This is a genomic window from Acinetobacter sp. SM1B, from assembly GCF_003289665.1.
GTDB classification, from domain to species: domain Bacteria; phylum Pseudomonadota; class Gammaproteobacteria; order Pseudomonadales; family Moraxellaceae; genus Acinetobacter; species Acinetobacter schindleri.
In genome coordinates this window covers 766,972-782,475 of the sequence record NZ_QMBM01000001.1, presented here as the reverse complement: position 1 = coordinate 782,475, position 15,504 = coordinate 766,972, and the positions used below count along the sequence as shown (strand labels likewise).

At 44.7% G+C, this 15,504-nt stretch carries 16 protein-coding genes, 4 tRNA genes and 1 other RNA gene; 13 read left to right on the top strand and 8 right to left on the bottom strand.

Features of this window, described 5'->3' with window-relative positions:
• Window positions 1–76: 76 nt before the first annotated feature.
• Window positions 77–949, top strand: coding sequence for a hypothetical protein (locus tag C8322_RS03745; RefSeq protein ID WP_103799685.1), 873 nt, complete (start codon window positions 77–79; stop codon window positions 947–949).
• A 37-nt stretch (window positions 950–986) separates the two neighbouring features.
• Here C8322_RS03745 and C8322_RS03740 read toward each other — a convergent pair.
• From C8322_RS03740 to coaD, 4 genes are all read right to left on the bottom strand, one after another.
• Window positions 987–1,063: transfer RNA gene (locus C8322_RS03740), tRNA-Met, on the bottom strand.
• A 72-nt stretch (window positions 1,064–1,135) separates the two neighbouring features.
• An RNA gene (gene rnpB / locus C8322_RS03735) (RNase P RNA component class A) lies at window positions 1,136–1,513 on the bottom strand.
• A gap of 26 nt (window positions 1,514–1,539) precedes the next feature.
• Window positions 1,540–1,803 carry a YfhL family 4Fe-4S dicluster ferredoxin gene (locus tag C8322_RS03730; protein WP_008305083.1) on the bottom strand — a complete coding sequence of 88 codons (264 nt, stop codon included), beginning with the start codon at window positions 1,801–1,803 and terminating at the stop codon, window positions 1,540–1,542.
• A 1-nt stretch (window position 1,804) separates the two neighbouring features.
• Window positions 1,805–2,296, bottom strand: a complete 492-nt coding sequence (coaD, locus tag C8322_RS03725) for a pantetheine-phosphate adenylyltransferase (protein WP_103799684.1) — start codon at window positions 2,294–2,296, stop codon at window positions 1,805–1,807.
• A gap of 139 nt (window positions 2,297–2,435) precedes the next feature.
• Between coaD and smpB the strand changes: the two genes are divergently transcribed.
• The gene (gene smpB / locus C8322_RS03720) at window positions 2,436–2,915 is read left to right on the top strand and encodes an SsrA-binding protein SmpB (RefSeq protein ID WP_008305081.1); all 480 of its coding nucleotides are present in this window, start codon (window positions 2,436–2,438) and stop codon (window positions 2,913–2,915) included.
• 59 nt (window positions 2,916–2,974) lie between these two features.
• Here smpB and C8322_RS03715 read toward each other — a convergent pair whose 3' ends face one another.
• Genes C8322_RS03715 through rluD form a run of 3 tightly spaced genes read right to left on the bottom strand, consistent with a single transcriptional unit; the run spans window position 2,975 to window position 5,409 of the window.
• Window positions 2,975–3,535, bottom strand: a complete 561-nt coding sequence (locus C8322_RS03715; protein ID WP_008307619.1) for a flavodoxin family protein — start codon at window positions 3,533–3,535, stop codon at window positions 2,975–2,977.
• A gap of 40 nt (window positions 3,536–3,575) precedes the next feature.
• Window positions 3,576–4,316 carry a peptidoglycan editing factor PgeF gene (pgeF, locus tag C8322_RS03710; RefSeq protein WP_008307617.1) on the bottom strand — a complete coding sequence of 247 codons (741 nt, stop codon included), beginning with the start codon at window positions 4,314–4,316 and terminating at the stop codon, window positions 3,576–3,578.
• 40 nt (window positions 4,317–4,356) lie between these two features.
• Complete coding sequence (rluD, locus tag C8322_RS03705) at window positions 4,357–5,409, bottom strand: 23S rRNA pseudouridine(1911/1915/1917) synthase RluD (RefSeq protein ID WP_008307615.1); 1,053 nt, start codon at window positions 5,407–5,409, stop codon at window positions 4,357–4,359.
• Between the two features lie 71 nt (window positions 5,410–5,480).
• On the opposite strand from rluD, the gene C8322_RS03700 reads away from it, so the two are divergent.
• Both C8322_RS03700 and C8322_RS03695 read left to right on the top strand, forming a co-directional pair.
• A complete protein-coding gene (locus tag C8322_RS03700) occupies window positions 5,481–6,470 on the top strand; it encodes an outer membrane protein assembly factor BamD (RefSeq protein ID WP_004814916.1) in 990 nt (329 codons plus the stop codon).
• Window positions 6,471–6,660: 190 nt separating this feature from the next.
• A complete protein-coding gene (locus C8322_RS03695) occupies window positions 6,661–8,595 on the top strand; it encodes a DNA primase (protein WP_103799683.1) in 1,935 nt (644 codons plus the stop codon).
• Between the two features lie 65 nt (window positions 8,596–8,660).
• Here the strand turns inward: C8322_RS03695 and hemA are convergent, their stop codons facing one another.
• Entirely contained in the window at window positions 8,661–9,944 is a 1,284-nt protein-coding gene (hemA, locus tag C8322_RS03690; RefSeq protein WP_103799682.1) for a glutamyl-tRNA reductase, read from the bottom strand.
• Window positions 9,945–10,023: 79 nt separating this feature from the next.
• Here hemA and C8322_RS03685 point away from each other — a divergent pair, with 79 nt between their 5' ends.
• The 9 genes from C8322_RS03685 to pth all read left to right on the top strand — a co-directional run bounded on the left by C8322_RS03685 (window position 10,024) and on the right by pth (window position 15,498).
• Complete coding sequence (locus tag C8322_RS03685) at window positions 10,024–11,736, top strand: tetratricopeptide repeat protein (RefSeq protein ID WP_034425016.1); 1,713 nt, start codon at window positions 10,024–10,026, stop codon at window positions 11,734–11,736.
• Between the two features lie 7 nt (window positions 11,737–11,743).
• Window positions 11,744–12,325: a lipoprotein insertase outer membrane protein LolB gene (gene lolB, locus C8322_RS03680; RefSeq protein ID WP_004814911.1), complete on the top strand. Its 582-nt coding sequence runs from the start codon at window positions 11,744–11,746 to the stop codon at window positions 12,323–12,325.
• A 22-nt stretch (window positions 12,326–12,347) separates the two neighbouring features.
• Window positions 12,348–13,178 carry a 4-(cytidine 5'-diphospho)-2-C-methyl-D-erythritol kinase gene (gene ispE / locus C8322_RS03675; RefSeq protein WP_004814910.1) on the top strand — a complete coding sequence of 277 codons (831 nt, stop codon included), beginning with the start codon at window positions 12,348–12,350 and terminating at the stop codon, window positions 13,176–13,178.
• Window positions 13,177–13,251: transfer RNA gene (locus C8322_RS03670), tRNA-Gln, on the top strand. The genes ispE and C8322_RS03670 overlap by 2 nt, the downstream gene beginning before the upstream one ends.
• Window positions 13,252–13,269: 18 nt before the next feature.
• Window positions 13,270–13,344: transfer RNA gene (locus C8322_RS03665), tRNA-Gln, on the top strand.
• Between the two features lie 91 nt (window positions 13,345–13,435).
• Window positions 13,436–13,510, top strand: a tRNA-Gln gene (locus C8322_RS03660).
• A gap of 36 nt (window positions 13,511–13,546) precedes the next feature.
• Window positions 13,547–14,500: a ribose-phosphate pyrophosphokinase gene (locus tag C8322_RS03655; RefSeq protein WP_008307606.1), complete on the top strand. Its 954-nt coding sequence runs from the start codon at window positions 13,547–13,549 to the stop codon at window positions 14,498–14,500.
• 100 nt (window positions 14,501–14,600) lie between these two features.
• A complete protein-coding gene (gene rplY / locus C8322_RS03650; protein ID WP_004814908.1) occupies window positions 14,601–14,897 on the top strand; it encodes a 50S ribosomal protein L25 in 297 nt (98 codons plus the stop codon).
• Window positions 14,898–14,916: 19 nt separating this feature from the next.
• The gene (gene pth / locus C8322_RS03645) at window positions 14,917–15,498 is read left to right on the top strand and encodes an aminoacyl-tRNA hydrolase (protein ID WP_008307605.1); all 582 of its coding nucleotides are present in this window, start codon (window positions 14,917–14,919) and stop codon (window positions 15,496–15,498) included.
• Window positions 15,499–15,504: the final 6 nt, after the last annotated feature.

Sequence of the window (15,504 nt, the reverse complement as noted above, 5' to 3'; positions counted from 1 at the left end):
TATCACTTATAAATACGCTTTTAGTTGTTCAAACAAGTGGGACCACCTCTATTCCAAATAATTATTTTGAATAAATATGCAACTTTCAACTAAAACACTGGAAAAACTGCGCGAACTTATTAATGAAACTACCGAATATAGATCCGGCCCTAAAATTATAGATTTTTTTTCGGCTTTTGATTACACAGATGTATATGGTCAAGGTTTTCCATCAAGATGGGCATACACAGATTCTCGTTTAGCAAAGATAAATAGTAGCGAAAAGATAAAAATCTGCATTCAAAGACTCTTTAATCCTATTAATTATATGGATGACCTAAAGAGATTGGATACGCTAATAGCTGATTTTAATAAGTATCTTCAATTTGATAAATTTCTAGTTGTTCGAAAAAACACAGAAATTCATCTTAAACCTATTCATGAAATAAATCTCGATGAAAACTTACATACAGAAAAAGAATATCTAGAAAATAACTTTATTAAACACGAATTCAAAGTTGATTACTCACAACTCAATTTAATACCAACACTACTTCCTGTAATTGATAGTCGAATGCGAGAAATTGAAAAAGCATTTAAAGCAGAAGCGTACTTATCAGTAGTCTTACTAGCAGGTAGCACACTAGAAGGATTATTCTTAAATATTGCATCCTCAAACCCTAAGGTTTTTAATTTATCTCCACATAGTCCTAAAAAAGATGGAAAAGTTAAAAATTTTGATCAATGGACGCTCAATAATTTTATTGAAGTATCCCATTCCATTGGAATAATCGAGAAAGATACCTATAGATTCAGCAAAGAATTAAGAGATTTTAGAAATTATATTCACCCATTTCAGCAAATGACTGAAAGATTCTCACCTAGAGAACAAACAGCAAAAATTTGTCTACAGGTCTTAAAATCAGCCATCTCAGATATTCAAACTAACAAAAATAAATTTCAGCCATAAAAAAACCCACTCAATCGGAGTGGGTTTTTTCAGAATATGGTGGCTATGACGAGACTTGAACTTGTGACCCCCGCATTATGAGTGCGGTGCTCTAACCAACTGAGCTACATAGCCTTAAACTGTGCGCGCATTATGAGTTTTTCTAAAAAAAACGTCAACCCCATAATGCACTGATTGATCAAAATTTGGTGAAGTGAGCCGATAAGCCGGGTTCTGTCGAGAACGATCATTCCTCTAGGCGTACAATCACTCATACGCTCAAGCGACCTACCCGGATCCAGCATGGGCCATGCCTAAAGGATCCCTATTTGGTCTTGCTTCCAGTGGGGTTTACCATGCCATGAACTGTTGCCAGTCATGCGGTGCGCTCTTACCGCACCCTTTCACCCTTACCTCCGATTCCGATTGCTCAGAACCATAATGAAGGCGGTCTACTCTCTGCTGCACTTTCCGTCGGCTCACGCCGCCCAGGCGTTACCTGGCACCTTGCCCTATGAAGCCCGGACTTTCCTCCCCTGCTTCAATCACGGAGATCTCCACAGCAGCGATCGTCTGGCTCACTTCGAGCCGCATAGTACCAAATCTGGCGACTAATTGCTTGATGTTTTTTGAGCAGTCAGTTTTTCATACTTGGCCTGAAGCTCCTCACGCGTCTCGGCATGGTTCGGATCAAGCGGGATACAGTCCACAGGGCAGAATAACTGGCACTGTGGTTTGTCGTGATGCCCGACGCATTCTGTACATAAGTCCGGGTTAATTTCATAGATGACTTCACCCATGAAAATTGCCTCATTCGGACAGACAGGTTCACAGACATCACAGTTGATGCATTCATCGGTGATATATAAAGACACGCTACCAACCTTGCTGAAGTTTACGCTCGAAGGCTTCAACCACGTTTGGCGGAACAAACTTGGTCACATCACCTCTTAAACGAGCAATTTCACGCACCAATGTGGATGAAATAAAAGAATATTGCTCTGAAGGGGTTAAAAATACCGCTTCAAAATGTGAATCCAGCTGACGGTTCATATTGGCCAACTGAAATTCATACTCAAAATCTGACACTGCACGCAGACCACGCAGAACTGCTGTAGCATTCTGCTCACGGAAGAAATTCACCAGTAGGCCATCAAATCCTACAAATTCAACATTGTTCAAATGGCTCAACGACGCTTGGGCCAGCTCAACTCGCTCTTCCAGACTAAATACCGGATTCTTGTGATGTCCAATCGCAATTGCAACCACCACTTCATCAAACATCTTTGCTGCACGGGTCACCAGGTCAATATGGCCATTGGTGATCGGATCAAAGGTCCCCGGATAAATCACACGAGTTTTAGACATCCATTTGTACTCTGTTTGTTATGTAGAATCTTATTTTAGCAAAAACTTGTTTTTTTGGTGAATAATCCTCATTAATTTAAAAAACTTCACCTTATTTCTAGTTGCGGTACAATAGCAGCACGTTTGGAAGTATCAGATTATGGCGAAAGCATCTATTGTAGTAAAAAAAAATAATGGCGGTACCATTGCACTGAATAAACGTGCCCGCCACGATTATTTTATTGAAGAGAAATTTGAAGCGGGGCTTTCATTAAAAGGCTGGGAAGTCAAATCAATGCGTGCTGGTCGTATGACCATCGTAGAAAGTTATATTACCTTTAAAAATGGTGAAGCTTTCCTGTTTGGTGCCCAGATTCAGCCGCTATTGAGCGCGTCTACCCATGTGGTACCTGAAGCGACGCGTACCCGTAAACTGTTGCTGAATCGCCGTGAAATTGAAAAACTTCTGGGTGCAATTAACCAGAAGGGTTATTCATGCGTACCACTGGCTTGTTACTGGAAAGGTCCAAATGCCAAACTGGAAATTGCCTTGGTAAAAGGTAAACAGCTGCATGACAAGCGTGCAACTGAGAAAGACCGTGACTGGCAACGTGACAAAGCGCGAATTTTCCATCGATAATGGTTACATAATACCTATAAAAAAACCTCCATAAAATGGAGGTTTTTTTATGAATCCAACTAAGCCTTCAGATTCATACGGGCCAGCGTCAAGGCAATATATTCACCGAACCACAGCGCAGTTTTTAAATCCCCTTCAGGTGGGGTTACTTCAACAGGTGCATTGTCAGATTGGGTCATGAGGCCCAGAAAGCTCGACATGCGATTCAAATCGGTAGTGGATCGACCTGTCGGCATTAACGGTAGACCTGACCACAACATGCCATGTTGCATCGCAAACAGATTAATCTGCTGCAAGACAGCCAGCTTGTCCCCACTTAAGCCACCACCATTGGTAAAAGCTGCTGCCAGCTTGCCTTGCCAGCTACGTGCCAGCCAGCGCTTGGACGACTGCTCCATAAATAACTTCATGGCAGAAGTCAGACTACCCATATAGGTCGGACAGCCAAATACAATTGCATCGGCAGCGTCTAGCACCTCCCAATCCACCTGTTCCACATTCATCATATGCACTTGGACACCAGTTTTTTGTGCGCCTTTGGCAATGAAGTTTGCCACTTTAGCCGTGTGTCCATAAGGACTGTGATAAACAATCGCAACAGATTGGGAAGATAGGGACATAACAATCAAAAACCAAGAATTTCAATCAAGTTTAACATTTTCATGCCATAAACACGAATGTTGCCATGCGTCCGGTTTTGGCTTCACGGCGATAAGAAAAATATTCCTCTGGCTGGCGATAAGAACACTGATCCCCGCCCAATACGGTATTTATGCCGTGTTGCTGCAAGATATAACGCGCAATCGCATACAGGTCGGCATAATATTTACCTGCCTGTTCACCGGCCTGAAATGCACTGTCCAGTTCAGGATATTTACTACAAAAAGCAGCTTTTACTTCAGCGCCAATTTCAAAACATGGCTGACTAATGGCCGCCCCGAGCCAGGCCCAGGTCGGCGGAGTTTGCATGGCAGTAACTGTATTTTCCACAATCCCACCTGCCAGCCCGCGCCAGCCTGCATGTAAATTGGCAACTTCTGTGCCATCTGCATTTCCCAGTACCACAGGTAAACAGTCTGCGGTCATCATCATCAAGGCGTGCGCTTTGCGCTGCGTCACCAGACCATCACCGATCAGCGCCTCAAATGGCATCTTCTCATTGATGGTATGACAAATCGTGCTATGGGTTTGGGTCATCCAGGTGATTTTATCCACGCCAAAAGGCTGGAAGTCTTTTAGCAACTGGATGCGATGTTTTTGCACACGCGCCGGATTGTCATTGACATGCAATGCCAGATTAAAGCCCGCCAATTCTGGCTGCTCCGATGGCTGTACCTGTTCATGATGAACACGGGTCTGCCCTACATAAACGCCTTGAGGCAAACCTTGTACAAATTGCATGTCTCTTTCCTTTTAATGACCAATGCTGGAAATGAAGAAATTAATAAGCCTTGTTTTCGCTGCGCAGTACTTCAACCAGATTGGTGAAATCTTCTGGCCACGGCGCATTAAAGGTCATTTCTTCTTTGGTCCGTGGATGTTTCAGACCTAAAGTCGCAGCATGCAGTGCCTGACGTTTAAAGCCACGCAAGGTATCTTCAAGCAACTGTGAAGCACCGGCTGGCATACGGACACGCGGCATATACACCTGATCACCCACCAGACCATAACCGATATAGCTAAAGTGCACACGGATCTGGTGAGTACGACCAGTTTCCAGACGCGCTTGAACACGGGTAAAGTGCTGGAAGCGTTCTTTCACATTGTAATGCGTGACTGCATCTTTGCCACCTGGAAGTACGGTCATTTTGACACGATCTACCGGATGACGTTTGATTGGCTCATCAATGGTACCGCCGGCAATGATGTTGCCATACACAACCAGATCATAAACGCGGTACACCGATTTTTTCTCAAGCTGACGGCTTAAAGAGAATTGCGCTTCAAGGTTTTTCGCAACGACCAGTAAACCCGAGGTATCTTTATCGATACGGTGCACCAGACCGGCACGCGCCAGTTCTGCTGATTTTGGATAATGATGCAATAAGGCATTCACCAAAGTACCAGAACTATTGCCTGCACCCGGATGTACGACCATGCCAACTGGTTTGTTGACCACAATAATGTCATCATCTTCATAGATGATATCCAGTGGAATATCTTCAGGAAGGCTGCGGGTCTGTGCTTCAAGTTCAACATTTAATGTAAGCGTTTCAAAGCCATCACATTTATATTTAGGCTTTACAGGCTGGCCATTGACCAATAAATTACCGTCTTTGATCCACTGTTTCAGCTTTTCGCGGGAAAAATCGCTCCATACGAGCGCGGCAACCTGATCGATACGCTGGCCCAGATAGGTTTCATCCACTTGAAATTGCAACGCTAAACGTGTTGCAGTTGTGTCTGAAGTATGGTTATCTGCATCCTCAGAATCTTCAAGTAAATTAAAATCAGTTTCAGGGAAATTAGAATTGGAAGATTGTGCTTGACTCATTTGCTCATTCAGACAAAAGTGGTTTAATAGTGCAATTGTAGCTCATTGCCCGTATTAACAGAGGAATTTTTATGTCGCTACCACATTATAAAATGACAATGCTTGCAATTACGTTAGGCGTTGCATCGGCAATGGTAGGCTGTAGCAGTAATCCAACAAAAAAAGACGTCGTGGATAAAGGCCCTGAAGCCAGCGAACAGGTTTATATTCAAAAAGCACAAAAAGCGCTTGATCGTCAGCAATATAGTGATGCTGCACGTCAGCTTGAAGGTCTGGAAACCTATTTCCCTACCAGTCAGTATGCAGCTCAGGCGCAACTGGATCTGATCTATGTCAAATTCCAGCAAAAGGATTTTGAAGGTGCAGTAGCATTGGCTGAACGCTTCATCCGCCTGAATCCACAACATCCAAATGTGGACTATGCCTACTATGTGCGTGGTGTAGCCAACATGGAGCAGAACTATAACGGTCTGCTGCGCTATACCAAACTGAAACAGTCACACCGCGATGTCAGCTATCTGAAAGTGGCTTATCAGAACTTCGTCGATTTCATTCGTCGCTATCCTTCAAGCGAATATGCAGTTGATGCTGCTCAACGTATGAAGTTTATTGGTCAGGAACTGGCTGAGCACGAAATGAATGCGGCGCGTTTTAATATCAAGCGTAAAGCTTACCTTGCGGCTGTTGAACGTGCGCAATGGGTGATTGAACACTACCCACAAGTGCCACAAACTCCAGAAGCTCTGGCGACCATTGCCTACGGCTATGACAAGCTCGGTGATAAAGCCACTTCACAGCAATATATCGAAGTGCTGAAACTGAACTATCCAAATCTGGTGAATGCCGATGGTACAGTGGACTTAAGTTCAGCACGCAGTGAAGGCAGTTTCTTTAACCGTGCAACCTTAGGGATCTTCGGTAAAGAAGCGCGTACCTACTCAGGTTCTGACAATATTCCGGAACCAAAACAGGAACGCAGCCTGACCAATCGCATGTCATTTGGTTTGTTAGATCGCCCTAAAAACACTGAAACTGAACAGCCTGAGCCGACTGCTGAATAAGCCGACTGTTACAGGTGCAATTTTGCAAAGGGCAAGGTATCATACTTGCCCTTTTGCCATTTCTGAGCAGCGCTTGAACAAATCGTGCAAAAGGTATACAAAGGAATTTATATAGAGCCGGCTTAATTCCTACTCTTAATTTTTCAATGATTTACACCTTATAAACGCAGCACGAGAAGCTCAGCAGACTATGGCCATTCCTCAACATACGATTGATCAGATTCTCGATCGCACCGACATTGTCGATGTGATTGGTCAATTCGTGAAATTAAAAAAAACTGGCCGTACCTATTCGGGCTGTTGCCCTTTCCATCAGGAAAAATCGCCTTCTTTCCACGTTTACCGTGACAAGCAGTATTTTCACTGTTTCGGCTGTCAGGCCAATGGGAATGCCATCCGTTTTTTAATGGACATTGGCAACCGTAATTTCATTGAAGTGATGAAAGACCTGTCCAGTCAGACCGGCATTGAATTACCTAAAGATAATCAGGAATCCAGCAAGCTTAAATATAAGCGTGAAGCAGCGAAGCCTAAAGCTGCAACAAAACCGTCTGCGCCAAAGGCAGCAACCAATACATCCAATAATCAGAATCAGGCACCTTCAACTGCCAGTGATACTGCATCGGTCACCAGTTTTGACCCTTTTGCAGAGTTTAAGAATCCTGAACAGGATTACTATAGCGATCCGTTTGCTGCTTTTGAGCAAATGCCAATGCAGGACGCGCCTCAGGAAGGCAACCTGTTTGACCTATTGGAAAATATCGCACAGTTCTATGAGCGCCAGTTACCGAATAGTGCGAGTGCACAGCAGTATTTCCGCCAACGTGGCCTCAGTGCTGAAACAATTGCCTATTGGCGCTTAGGCTATGCACCGGAAGACTGGCAGCACCTGGAAAAAGCTTTCCCGCAGGATATTGAAGGTCTCAAGCTCTTAGGTTTGATTCGTACCAGCGACAATGGTCGTGATTTCGACCTGCTTCGTGACCGGGTGATTTTCCCGATTCGAGATGCGAAAGGTCGCGTGGTCGGCTTTGGTGGCCGTGCGCTCAATGATGAAATCAAGCCGAAATATATCAACTCGCCGGATTCGGAAGTTTTCCATAAGAATCAGTTGCTGTATGGCCTGTATGAGGGCCGTAAGCAGAAAGCCCAAGAGTGGCTGATGGTCGAAGGCTACATGGATGTCATTGCCTTGCAGCAATATGGCATTCATGGTGCTGTGGCGACACTGGGGACTGCCAGTAATACCGAACATCTGAATATCCTGTTCAAGCAGAATCATCGTATCACGATTGCCTTTGACGGTGATGCTGCCGGTCAGAAAGCGGCACGACGTACACTTGAGATTGCCCTGCCGTTACTCAATGATGGTCGTGAGTTGAAGTTCTTTGTACTGCCAAATGACCATGATCCAGATTCATTGATCCGTCGTGAAGGCATTGAAAACTTTCGCCGTCTATTAGATCAGGCTCCGCTGTTATCCGATTTTGTATTTGCTCATCTGGCCCAAAACCATGATGTGACCACACCTGAGGGTAAAAGCCAGGTCATGGCAGAGTTGCGTCAGCTAACCGAGCTATTACCAAAGCAAGGTTCTTATCGCTATCTGTTGCAACAGTTTTTCCGGGAAAAACTGGGCTTTAACCGCAAATGGCAACCCAAGGTTAATAATGACGCAAGCTTAAGCTTTAGTACTAAGATTGATGCTGAAGAATATGTAATTGCAATCTTGCTGAATCATCCCTATTTGTACATTCATTTTGAACCATTGCGTGCCTTGGTTTCACCGGACCAATTGCTCTATAAGATCTTGAATATTCTGAATGTGATTTTTGATGATCTACCAGATGATCCAGAATTGTCGACTTATTATGTACTCGGTGCCTGTGCCGCACATCACCATGAATTACAGCACATCCTGCAACATGCCAATGTCAGCGACTATACCTCTTCTCCTGAACAGGCAGACAAGCTGGCAGCTGATTTCTCGACCAAGCTGCAATATCAATGTTTAAAAAACAAGATTAAGTCGAAGAAATTTAGCAGTATTGAAGAAATGAAGAATCTGAAGTTGCAGATTTTTGAGATTGACCGGAAGCGTACGATGACACTGCTTGAAGAATAATTTTCTTATTTTAAGTTGAGTAATGGAGATCTGTAGATCTCCATTTTTTATTGGATCGAAAACATCTAGTGCTTTGGTTTACGGCGTTTTAGCATGACCTCATGCAAGGTATGCTGTACCATCTCAAAACAGCTCGGGTCTTCAGCTTTGGCCGCTTCACGCAGCACAATCGAAGTGGGATGTAGCAGCTTTTGAGTCAGACGATGTGATAAATCTGCCAGTACCTCTACAGCCAGATCACCTTTGGCAATACGTTGCATGGCATGGGCCAGTTCTTCTTCACGTAACTGTTCACCATAGTCACGATAGGCATGAATAGTGTCACCTGCCAGATTTACTTTCTGTTGGGTAACCAGTTCAGTTGCCAGCTGATTGACCATTACTTCTGCTTCAACCGCCGCCTGACGACGCTGTGCCAGGTTTTCCTCAATCACGCTTTGCAGGTCATCGACACCATAGAGATAGACTCCATCCAGCTTTTCAACCTTGGCATCGATATCCCGCGGTACAGCCAGATCAACCAGTAGCATTTGCTGGTAACGGCGTTTCTTTAATGCCGCTTTGACATCAGCAAAATGGATCACCTGATGCAGACTACCTGTACAACTGGAAATGACATCAGCACGATGCAGGTTCGCTGCCAGCTGATCAAATTCAATAATTTCAACATCGACACGATGCGCGATTTCCTGTGCCAGACTTTCAGCACGTGCGCGGGTACGGTTGCAGATAATGACCTTACCGACACCCATTTCCGCCAGATGCTTGGCCACTAGGCTATTCATTTCACCTGCGGCAACAATCATGACGGTCAGTTTTTCTGGCTTGGAAAAAACCTGAATCGCCAGCTGTGCCACCGCATACCCCATCGATACAGCATGACTCCCCACTGCAGTTTCCGAACGCACACGTTTGGCGGCATAGAAGGCATATTCAAATATACGGTTGAGGTTTGGCGAAACGGTATGAGCTTCTTTAGCCAGGGATAAAGCGGTTTTTACTTGTCCCAGAATCTGCGGTTCACCTAACATCAGTGAATCCAGACCACTGGCGACACGCATCAGATGTGTAACTGCCTGAGCATTTTCATAGCGATACACATGGTTTTGCAGCTGCTTGACATCAACCCCATTTTTTTGGGCGAGCCAGTTCAGCACCATGTCGACATTGTCAGACATCGCGTAGATTTCAGTTCGATTACATGTAGACACCACCACCATGTCATTCAGCTCAGGGTGCTGGCTTTGTTCAGCAAGCAAGACACTTAATTTTTCAGGATTAAAAGCAACTTGTTCACGAAGTTCTACAGAGGCAGTTTGATGGTTGACACCCAATGCAAAGAAAGACATATCAGGTCATCATTTCACTAAATTTATGCTATTGTGCAACATCGGTGTCATAAAAAGCATTACTTGGATCAAGAAAAAATTGCGATATATCAACAGCCGTGGTCACGGCCATACAATTAAGCAATATTCTACCACATTCTTACTTGTGGGTAGCATGGCTTCCACTGCCCAGCTTCAGGCAGCAGGAACAGTTTACCATGCCAACCCAAATTATGAAGCAATAAAACAGAGTATGATCGCCGAGTTTGCTTTAGCTTCCAACGACATTCCAACTGCACTACATAACTATACTGTGCTGGCCATCAAGAGCAATTCCACCACAGTAAAACAACGTGCCTTGAATGTTGCTTTGGAACATGATGATCTGCGTGCAGCCCTTGATATTTCGACACATTGGGTAGTTCAGGAACCACAAGATGTCCCAGCAATGTTCTATCTGGCGCATATCGCCTTAAAAGCCCACGAATATGAACTGGCAGCAGAAACCCTAGATAAAATTCTACAGATTGATGACAGTGCCGATCTGGAAGAAATTCTTGCAGGAATCGTCCCAACAGATACTGACGATCGAAATTATCTGATACAGGCACTCAGTTCCAGCAAAGCCAAAAATAACCCCTCTATTCTTGTCCTGGTCGCAGGACTGGAAGCCCAGAATGGTCAGTTTGAACAGGCACTGCTGACCATTAATCGTGCTCTAAAGAAGCGTCCCAGATCTACGGGCTATATTCTGCTGAAGGCCAATCTGTTACAGGCCTTAGATGACCAGGAACAGACCTTAAAATGGTATGAAAAAGCCAGCAACAAAAACCGCAACAATATCGAAGTGCGCCTGGCTGAAGTCAAATACCTGATCAAGCTCAATGAAACTAGATTAGCCCTGCAAAAACTGGAAACTATTCTAAAAAAATGGCCTACGCATGAAGAGGCCTTATTTATTGCAGGCCTGACCAGTATTGACCTTGAAGAGTACGACAAAGCAGAAAAATATTTGGTCGAACTGCGCTACTCAGATCAGTATCAGAATGAAGCTTATTATTATTTGGCGATTAATGCCGAGCGTAAGCAGCATTATGAAACTGCCAAGGCCTATTACCGTCTGGTGGATGGCAGCCTGTATACCGTTTCCAGGCGTAACATGATCTCTATCTTCAGCAAGCAGGAAAAACTGACAGATGCCCTGCGTTTCCTGACCCAGGAACGGGTTAATTATCCACAACATGCCAGTTTTCTGTATCTGGCTCAGGCAGATATCTTAAAAAAGATGGACAACAAGAAAGCTGCCCTGCGTCTACTGGAGGAAGCCAGCAACAATCTCCCAGATGATCCGGAACTGGTCTATGCTCAAGTACTATTGTTAGATCCACATCAGGATCGTCTTCTGCTCGATCAGTTGCTGAAACGCTTATTGAACATTGAACCGAATAATCCAGCTTATTTGAATGCCTATGCCTATACACTGGCAATGCAGAACCGTCGTCTGGAAGAAGCCCGTCGTTATGTCGAGCAAGCACTGGAATATGCTCCTGAGCAAGCCTCGATTTTAGATACCTTCGGCTTTATCTGCTATCAGCAAAATGACTTTGCTACTGCTGCTCTAGCTTGGGAAAAAGCCTACAACCTGAATCCGAGCGCAAAAATTGGCGTACGACTGGCTCGCTCACTGTACATGAACGGTGATATTGAACAATTCCAACAAGTCTTTAAACAATTACAACAAAATTATCCGGATGATCCTGAATTAAAGCAGCTTCATTCGTTATTGTTATCACCACCGATGAAAACGAGTTAATTCTATTATGCCTAAGCTTAGCCAGCTGGCCTGTTGCTTCCTTGCATCAGGCACTTTGATTCTGACCGGTTGTCAGCAGATTGCGCAACCCAAACAACCTGCCACATCGGCAATTCCAACTGCTGAAAATGAATTCCAGCTCCAAGGCAAGATTGGTGTGCGTACCCCACAACAAAGTGGCAGTGCCTTCTTTACCTGGGCACAGCAGCAGGAACAATTTGATATTGAACTGACGGGTATTCTAGGCGTAGGCAAAACCCAGATTTCTGGCCAACCTGGTCAAGTTTCACTGAATAGTGCCAAAACAGGTCTGATTAAAGCTGCTACACCAGAAGAGCTACTGCAACGTGCAACTGGCTGGCAGGCACCGATTACCCATCTGGTCGATTGGGTACAGGCTCGTCCTGCGACCAGCAATGCCCAATTGCAAAAAGATGATACTCAACGCATCAGCCAGATTATTGAAGATGGCTGGACCGTGGATCTCAGTTATGCAGCACAGGCACGTCTGCCAAACCGCCTGATTTTAAAACAGACACTTGGGAATGGCGGTGAAAACCGTATTACAATGGTGATTCAAAATCGTTAATGCATTTGATTGAAACTTAACCATGATTCGTGTTCCCTCGCCTTCTAAACTGAATTTGTTTCTCCACATTACGGGTCGCCGACCAGATGGTTATCATGAGCTGCAAAGTATTTTTCAGCTGATTGATTTGTGCGACTGGCTGGAGTTTGAGCAAACTGCAGATAAACAGATTCAGATTGAAGGGCTGGCATCTGTCGATCTGGAACAAAACCTGATCTATCGTGCGATTCAGGTGCTTAAACCTTATGCAAAAGCTTATTCGGGTCTAAAAATCCGTCTGGAAAAAAATATTCCGATGGGTGCTGGACTGGGTGGTGGTTCATCGAATGCTGCCACCACTTTAATTGTCGTGAACCAGCTTTGGGATTGTGGGCTAACAATTGAGCAGTTAGCTGAACTGGGTGTCAAGCTTGGTGCCGACGTGCCGATTTTTGTTTATGGCCGAAATGCATGGGCAGAAGGCATCGGTGAACACTTAACATTCATTGACTTAGATCAAAAACAGTTCATTGTGCTCAAACCTGACTGTTTTATCAGCACTCAACTGCTTTTTTCACAAAAAACGTTGACAAGAGACACGAAGAGCTCTAAATTTTGCGCCTATCAGATAACGCCATCTGATTTCGGAAATAACTTTGAGCCACTGGCAAGAAGCTTATATCCTGAAGTCGATGAAGCAATGCAGTATCTCGACCAGTTCGGTGTTGCAAAGCTTACAGGTACAGGTGCCTGCGTGTTTATCGAAGTAACTGAAAAGATGAATGTAACCAACATTCTTGAAAATGCACCATGTAAAGCTTACCTGGTGAATAGTTTACAAGAATCACCATTACGTCATTTTAAGGTTTGTTAGGGGTATCGCCAAGTGGTAAGGCAGCGGGTTTTGATCTCGCCATCCGTTGGTTCGAATCCAGCCGCCCCTGCCATCTTACAGTCATCAAATTAGGGGCGTCGCCAAGTGGTAAGGCAGCGGGTTTTGATCTCGCCATCCGTTGGTTCGAATCCAGCCGCCCCTGCCATTTTCTCAAAAAAGACAGGACATGGTTTTGCAGTAAGAGTGTTAATTTACCTTGACACAATAGCGCAAAAATATTAAAGTTCTGCCGCATTAGGGGTATCGCCAAGTGGTAAGGCACCGGGTTTTGATCCCGGCATTCGTTGGTTCGAATCCAGCTACCCCTGCCATCTACTTCCATACATACCAACCGCCAAGGGTGCTTCATGCCCAATCTTGTCGTTTTTAGTGGAACCGCGCATCCACAATTCGCTCAAAAAGTCGTAAGTCACTTACATATTCCTCTAGGTGCTGCATCTGTTTCTACCTTTTCTGATGGTGAAATTGCTGTAGAAATCACTGAGAATGTACGTGGTAAAGACGTATTTATCGTACAACCTACTTGTGCCCCAACGAACGACAACCTAATGGAAGTCCTCGTGATGGCTGACGCGCTGCGTCGTGCAAGTGCTGGTCGTATTACCGCCGTTATTCCTTACTTCGGTTATGCCCGTCAAGACCGTCGTCCTCGTTCTAGCCGTGTACCAATTACCGCAAAAGTTGTTGCAGATATGCTGACGACTGTGGGTATTGACCGTGTAGTGATGATCGACCTTCATGCTGACCAAATCCAAGGCTTCTTCGATATCCCTGTAGACAACATCTACGGTACTCCAGCATTGCTTGCTGACTTACGTCAACAACAGCATCATAACCTGATGGTTGTTTCTCCTGACGTGGGGGGTGTAGTACGTGCTCGTGCTGTTGCGAAACAGATGGGTGATATCGACCTGGCAATCATCGATAAACGTCGTCAAAAAGCGAATGAATCACAAGTGATGCATTTGATTGGTGATGTAAAAGATCGTGACTGTGTCATTGTTGATGACATGGTGGATACAGCGGGTACGCTTTGCAAAGCAGCTGATGCATTGAAAACTTTTGGTGCTCGTAAAGTGGTGGCTTATGCAACTCACCCGGTACTGTCTGGTAAAGCGATTGAAAATCTTAAAAATTCTGTAATCGACGAATTGGTTGTAACTGATACCATTCCGCTTTCAGAAGAAGCTTTAGCTCTTGGTAAGATTCGCCAGGTTTCAGTAGCAAGCATGGTTGCTGAAACAATTCGTCGTATTAACAACGAAGAATCTATTAGCGCAATGTTCGATTCTTATCTATAATATAGCGCTGAATTTCCAAAGCCCTGCCATTTGGCGGGGCTTTCTATCACCGGATCGGTCGCAGGTCCGGTTCATTTAAAACTTAAATAGGATGTCTATCATGGCAAACTTCGTATTAAACGCAGAAGCACGTGAAGTAGCACAACAAGGGAAAGGTTCGAGCCGCCGCCTTCGTCATGCTGCTAAAGTTCCAGCGATCATCTACGGTGGCGAAGCTGCTCCTGTAGCTGTTACTCTTGAACTTCGTGAGCTTGTTAAAGCTTTAGAAAGCAATGCTTTCTTCGAAGAAGTTGTTGAAATCAACATCGACGGCAAAACTGAAAGCGTTAAAATCCAAGCGCTTCAACGTCACCCAGCTAAAAACACACCTATGCACGCTGACTTCAAACGCGCATAAGTGTTGATGGTGTAAATTAGTGTCAAATATTTCACTGATTGTAGGTTTGGGCAACCCAGGTTCTGAGTATGCCCAGACCCGCCATAATGCAGGCTTCTGGTTCGTAGAACGCCTTGCCAAACAATATGGCATTTCCCTCAAAAAAGACCCAAAATTCAATGGATTTAGCGGTCGTGGTAATATCGAAGGCCAAGACGTTCGTCTACTTCTTCCAACAACATTCATGAATCTTGTCGGTAAAAGTGTTGTTCCCTTTGCCAAATTCTATAATATCGCTCCTGAGTCAATCCTGATCGCACATGATGAGCTGGATATGAATCCAGGAATCATTCGCCTGAAAACTGGCGGTGGTCATGGTGGTCACAATGGTTTGCGCGATATCGTGCCGCACATCGGTCCGAACTTCCATCGCTTACGTATCGGTATTGGTCACCCAGGTTCTAAGGAACGCGTGTCCAGTCATGTACTGAGTAAGGCACCGAGCAGTGAGCAGACTTTAATGGATGACGCGATTGCACATGCCATGAATCGCATCAAGATGCTGGTCAATGGTGAAGTACAACAGGCCATGAACCAAATCAATGCCTATAAACCAAACTGATCATTC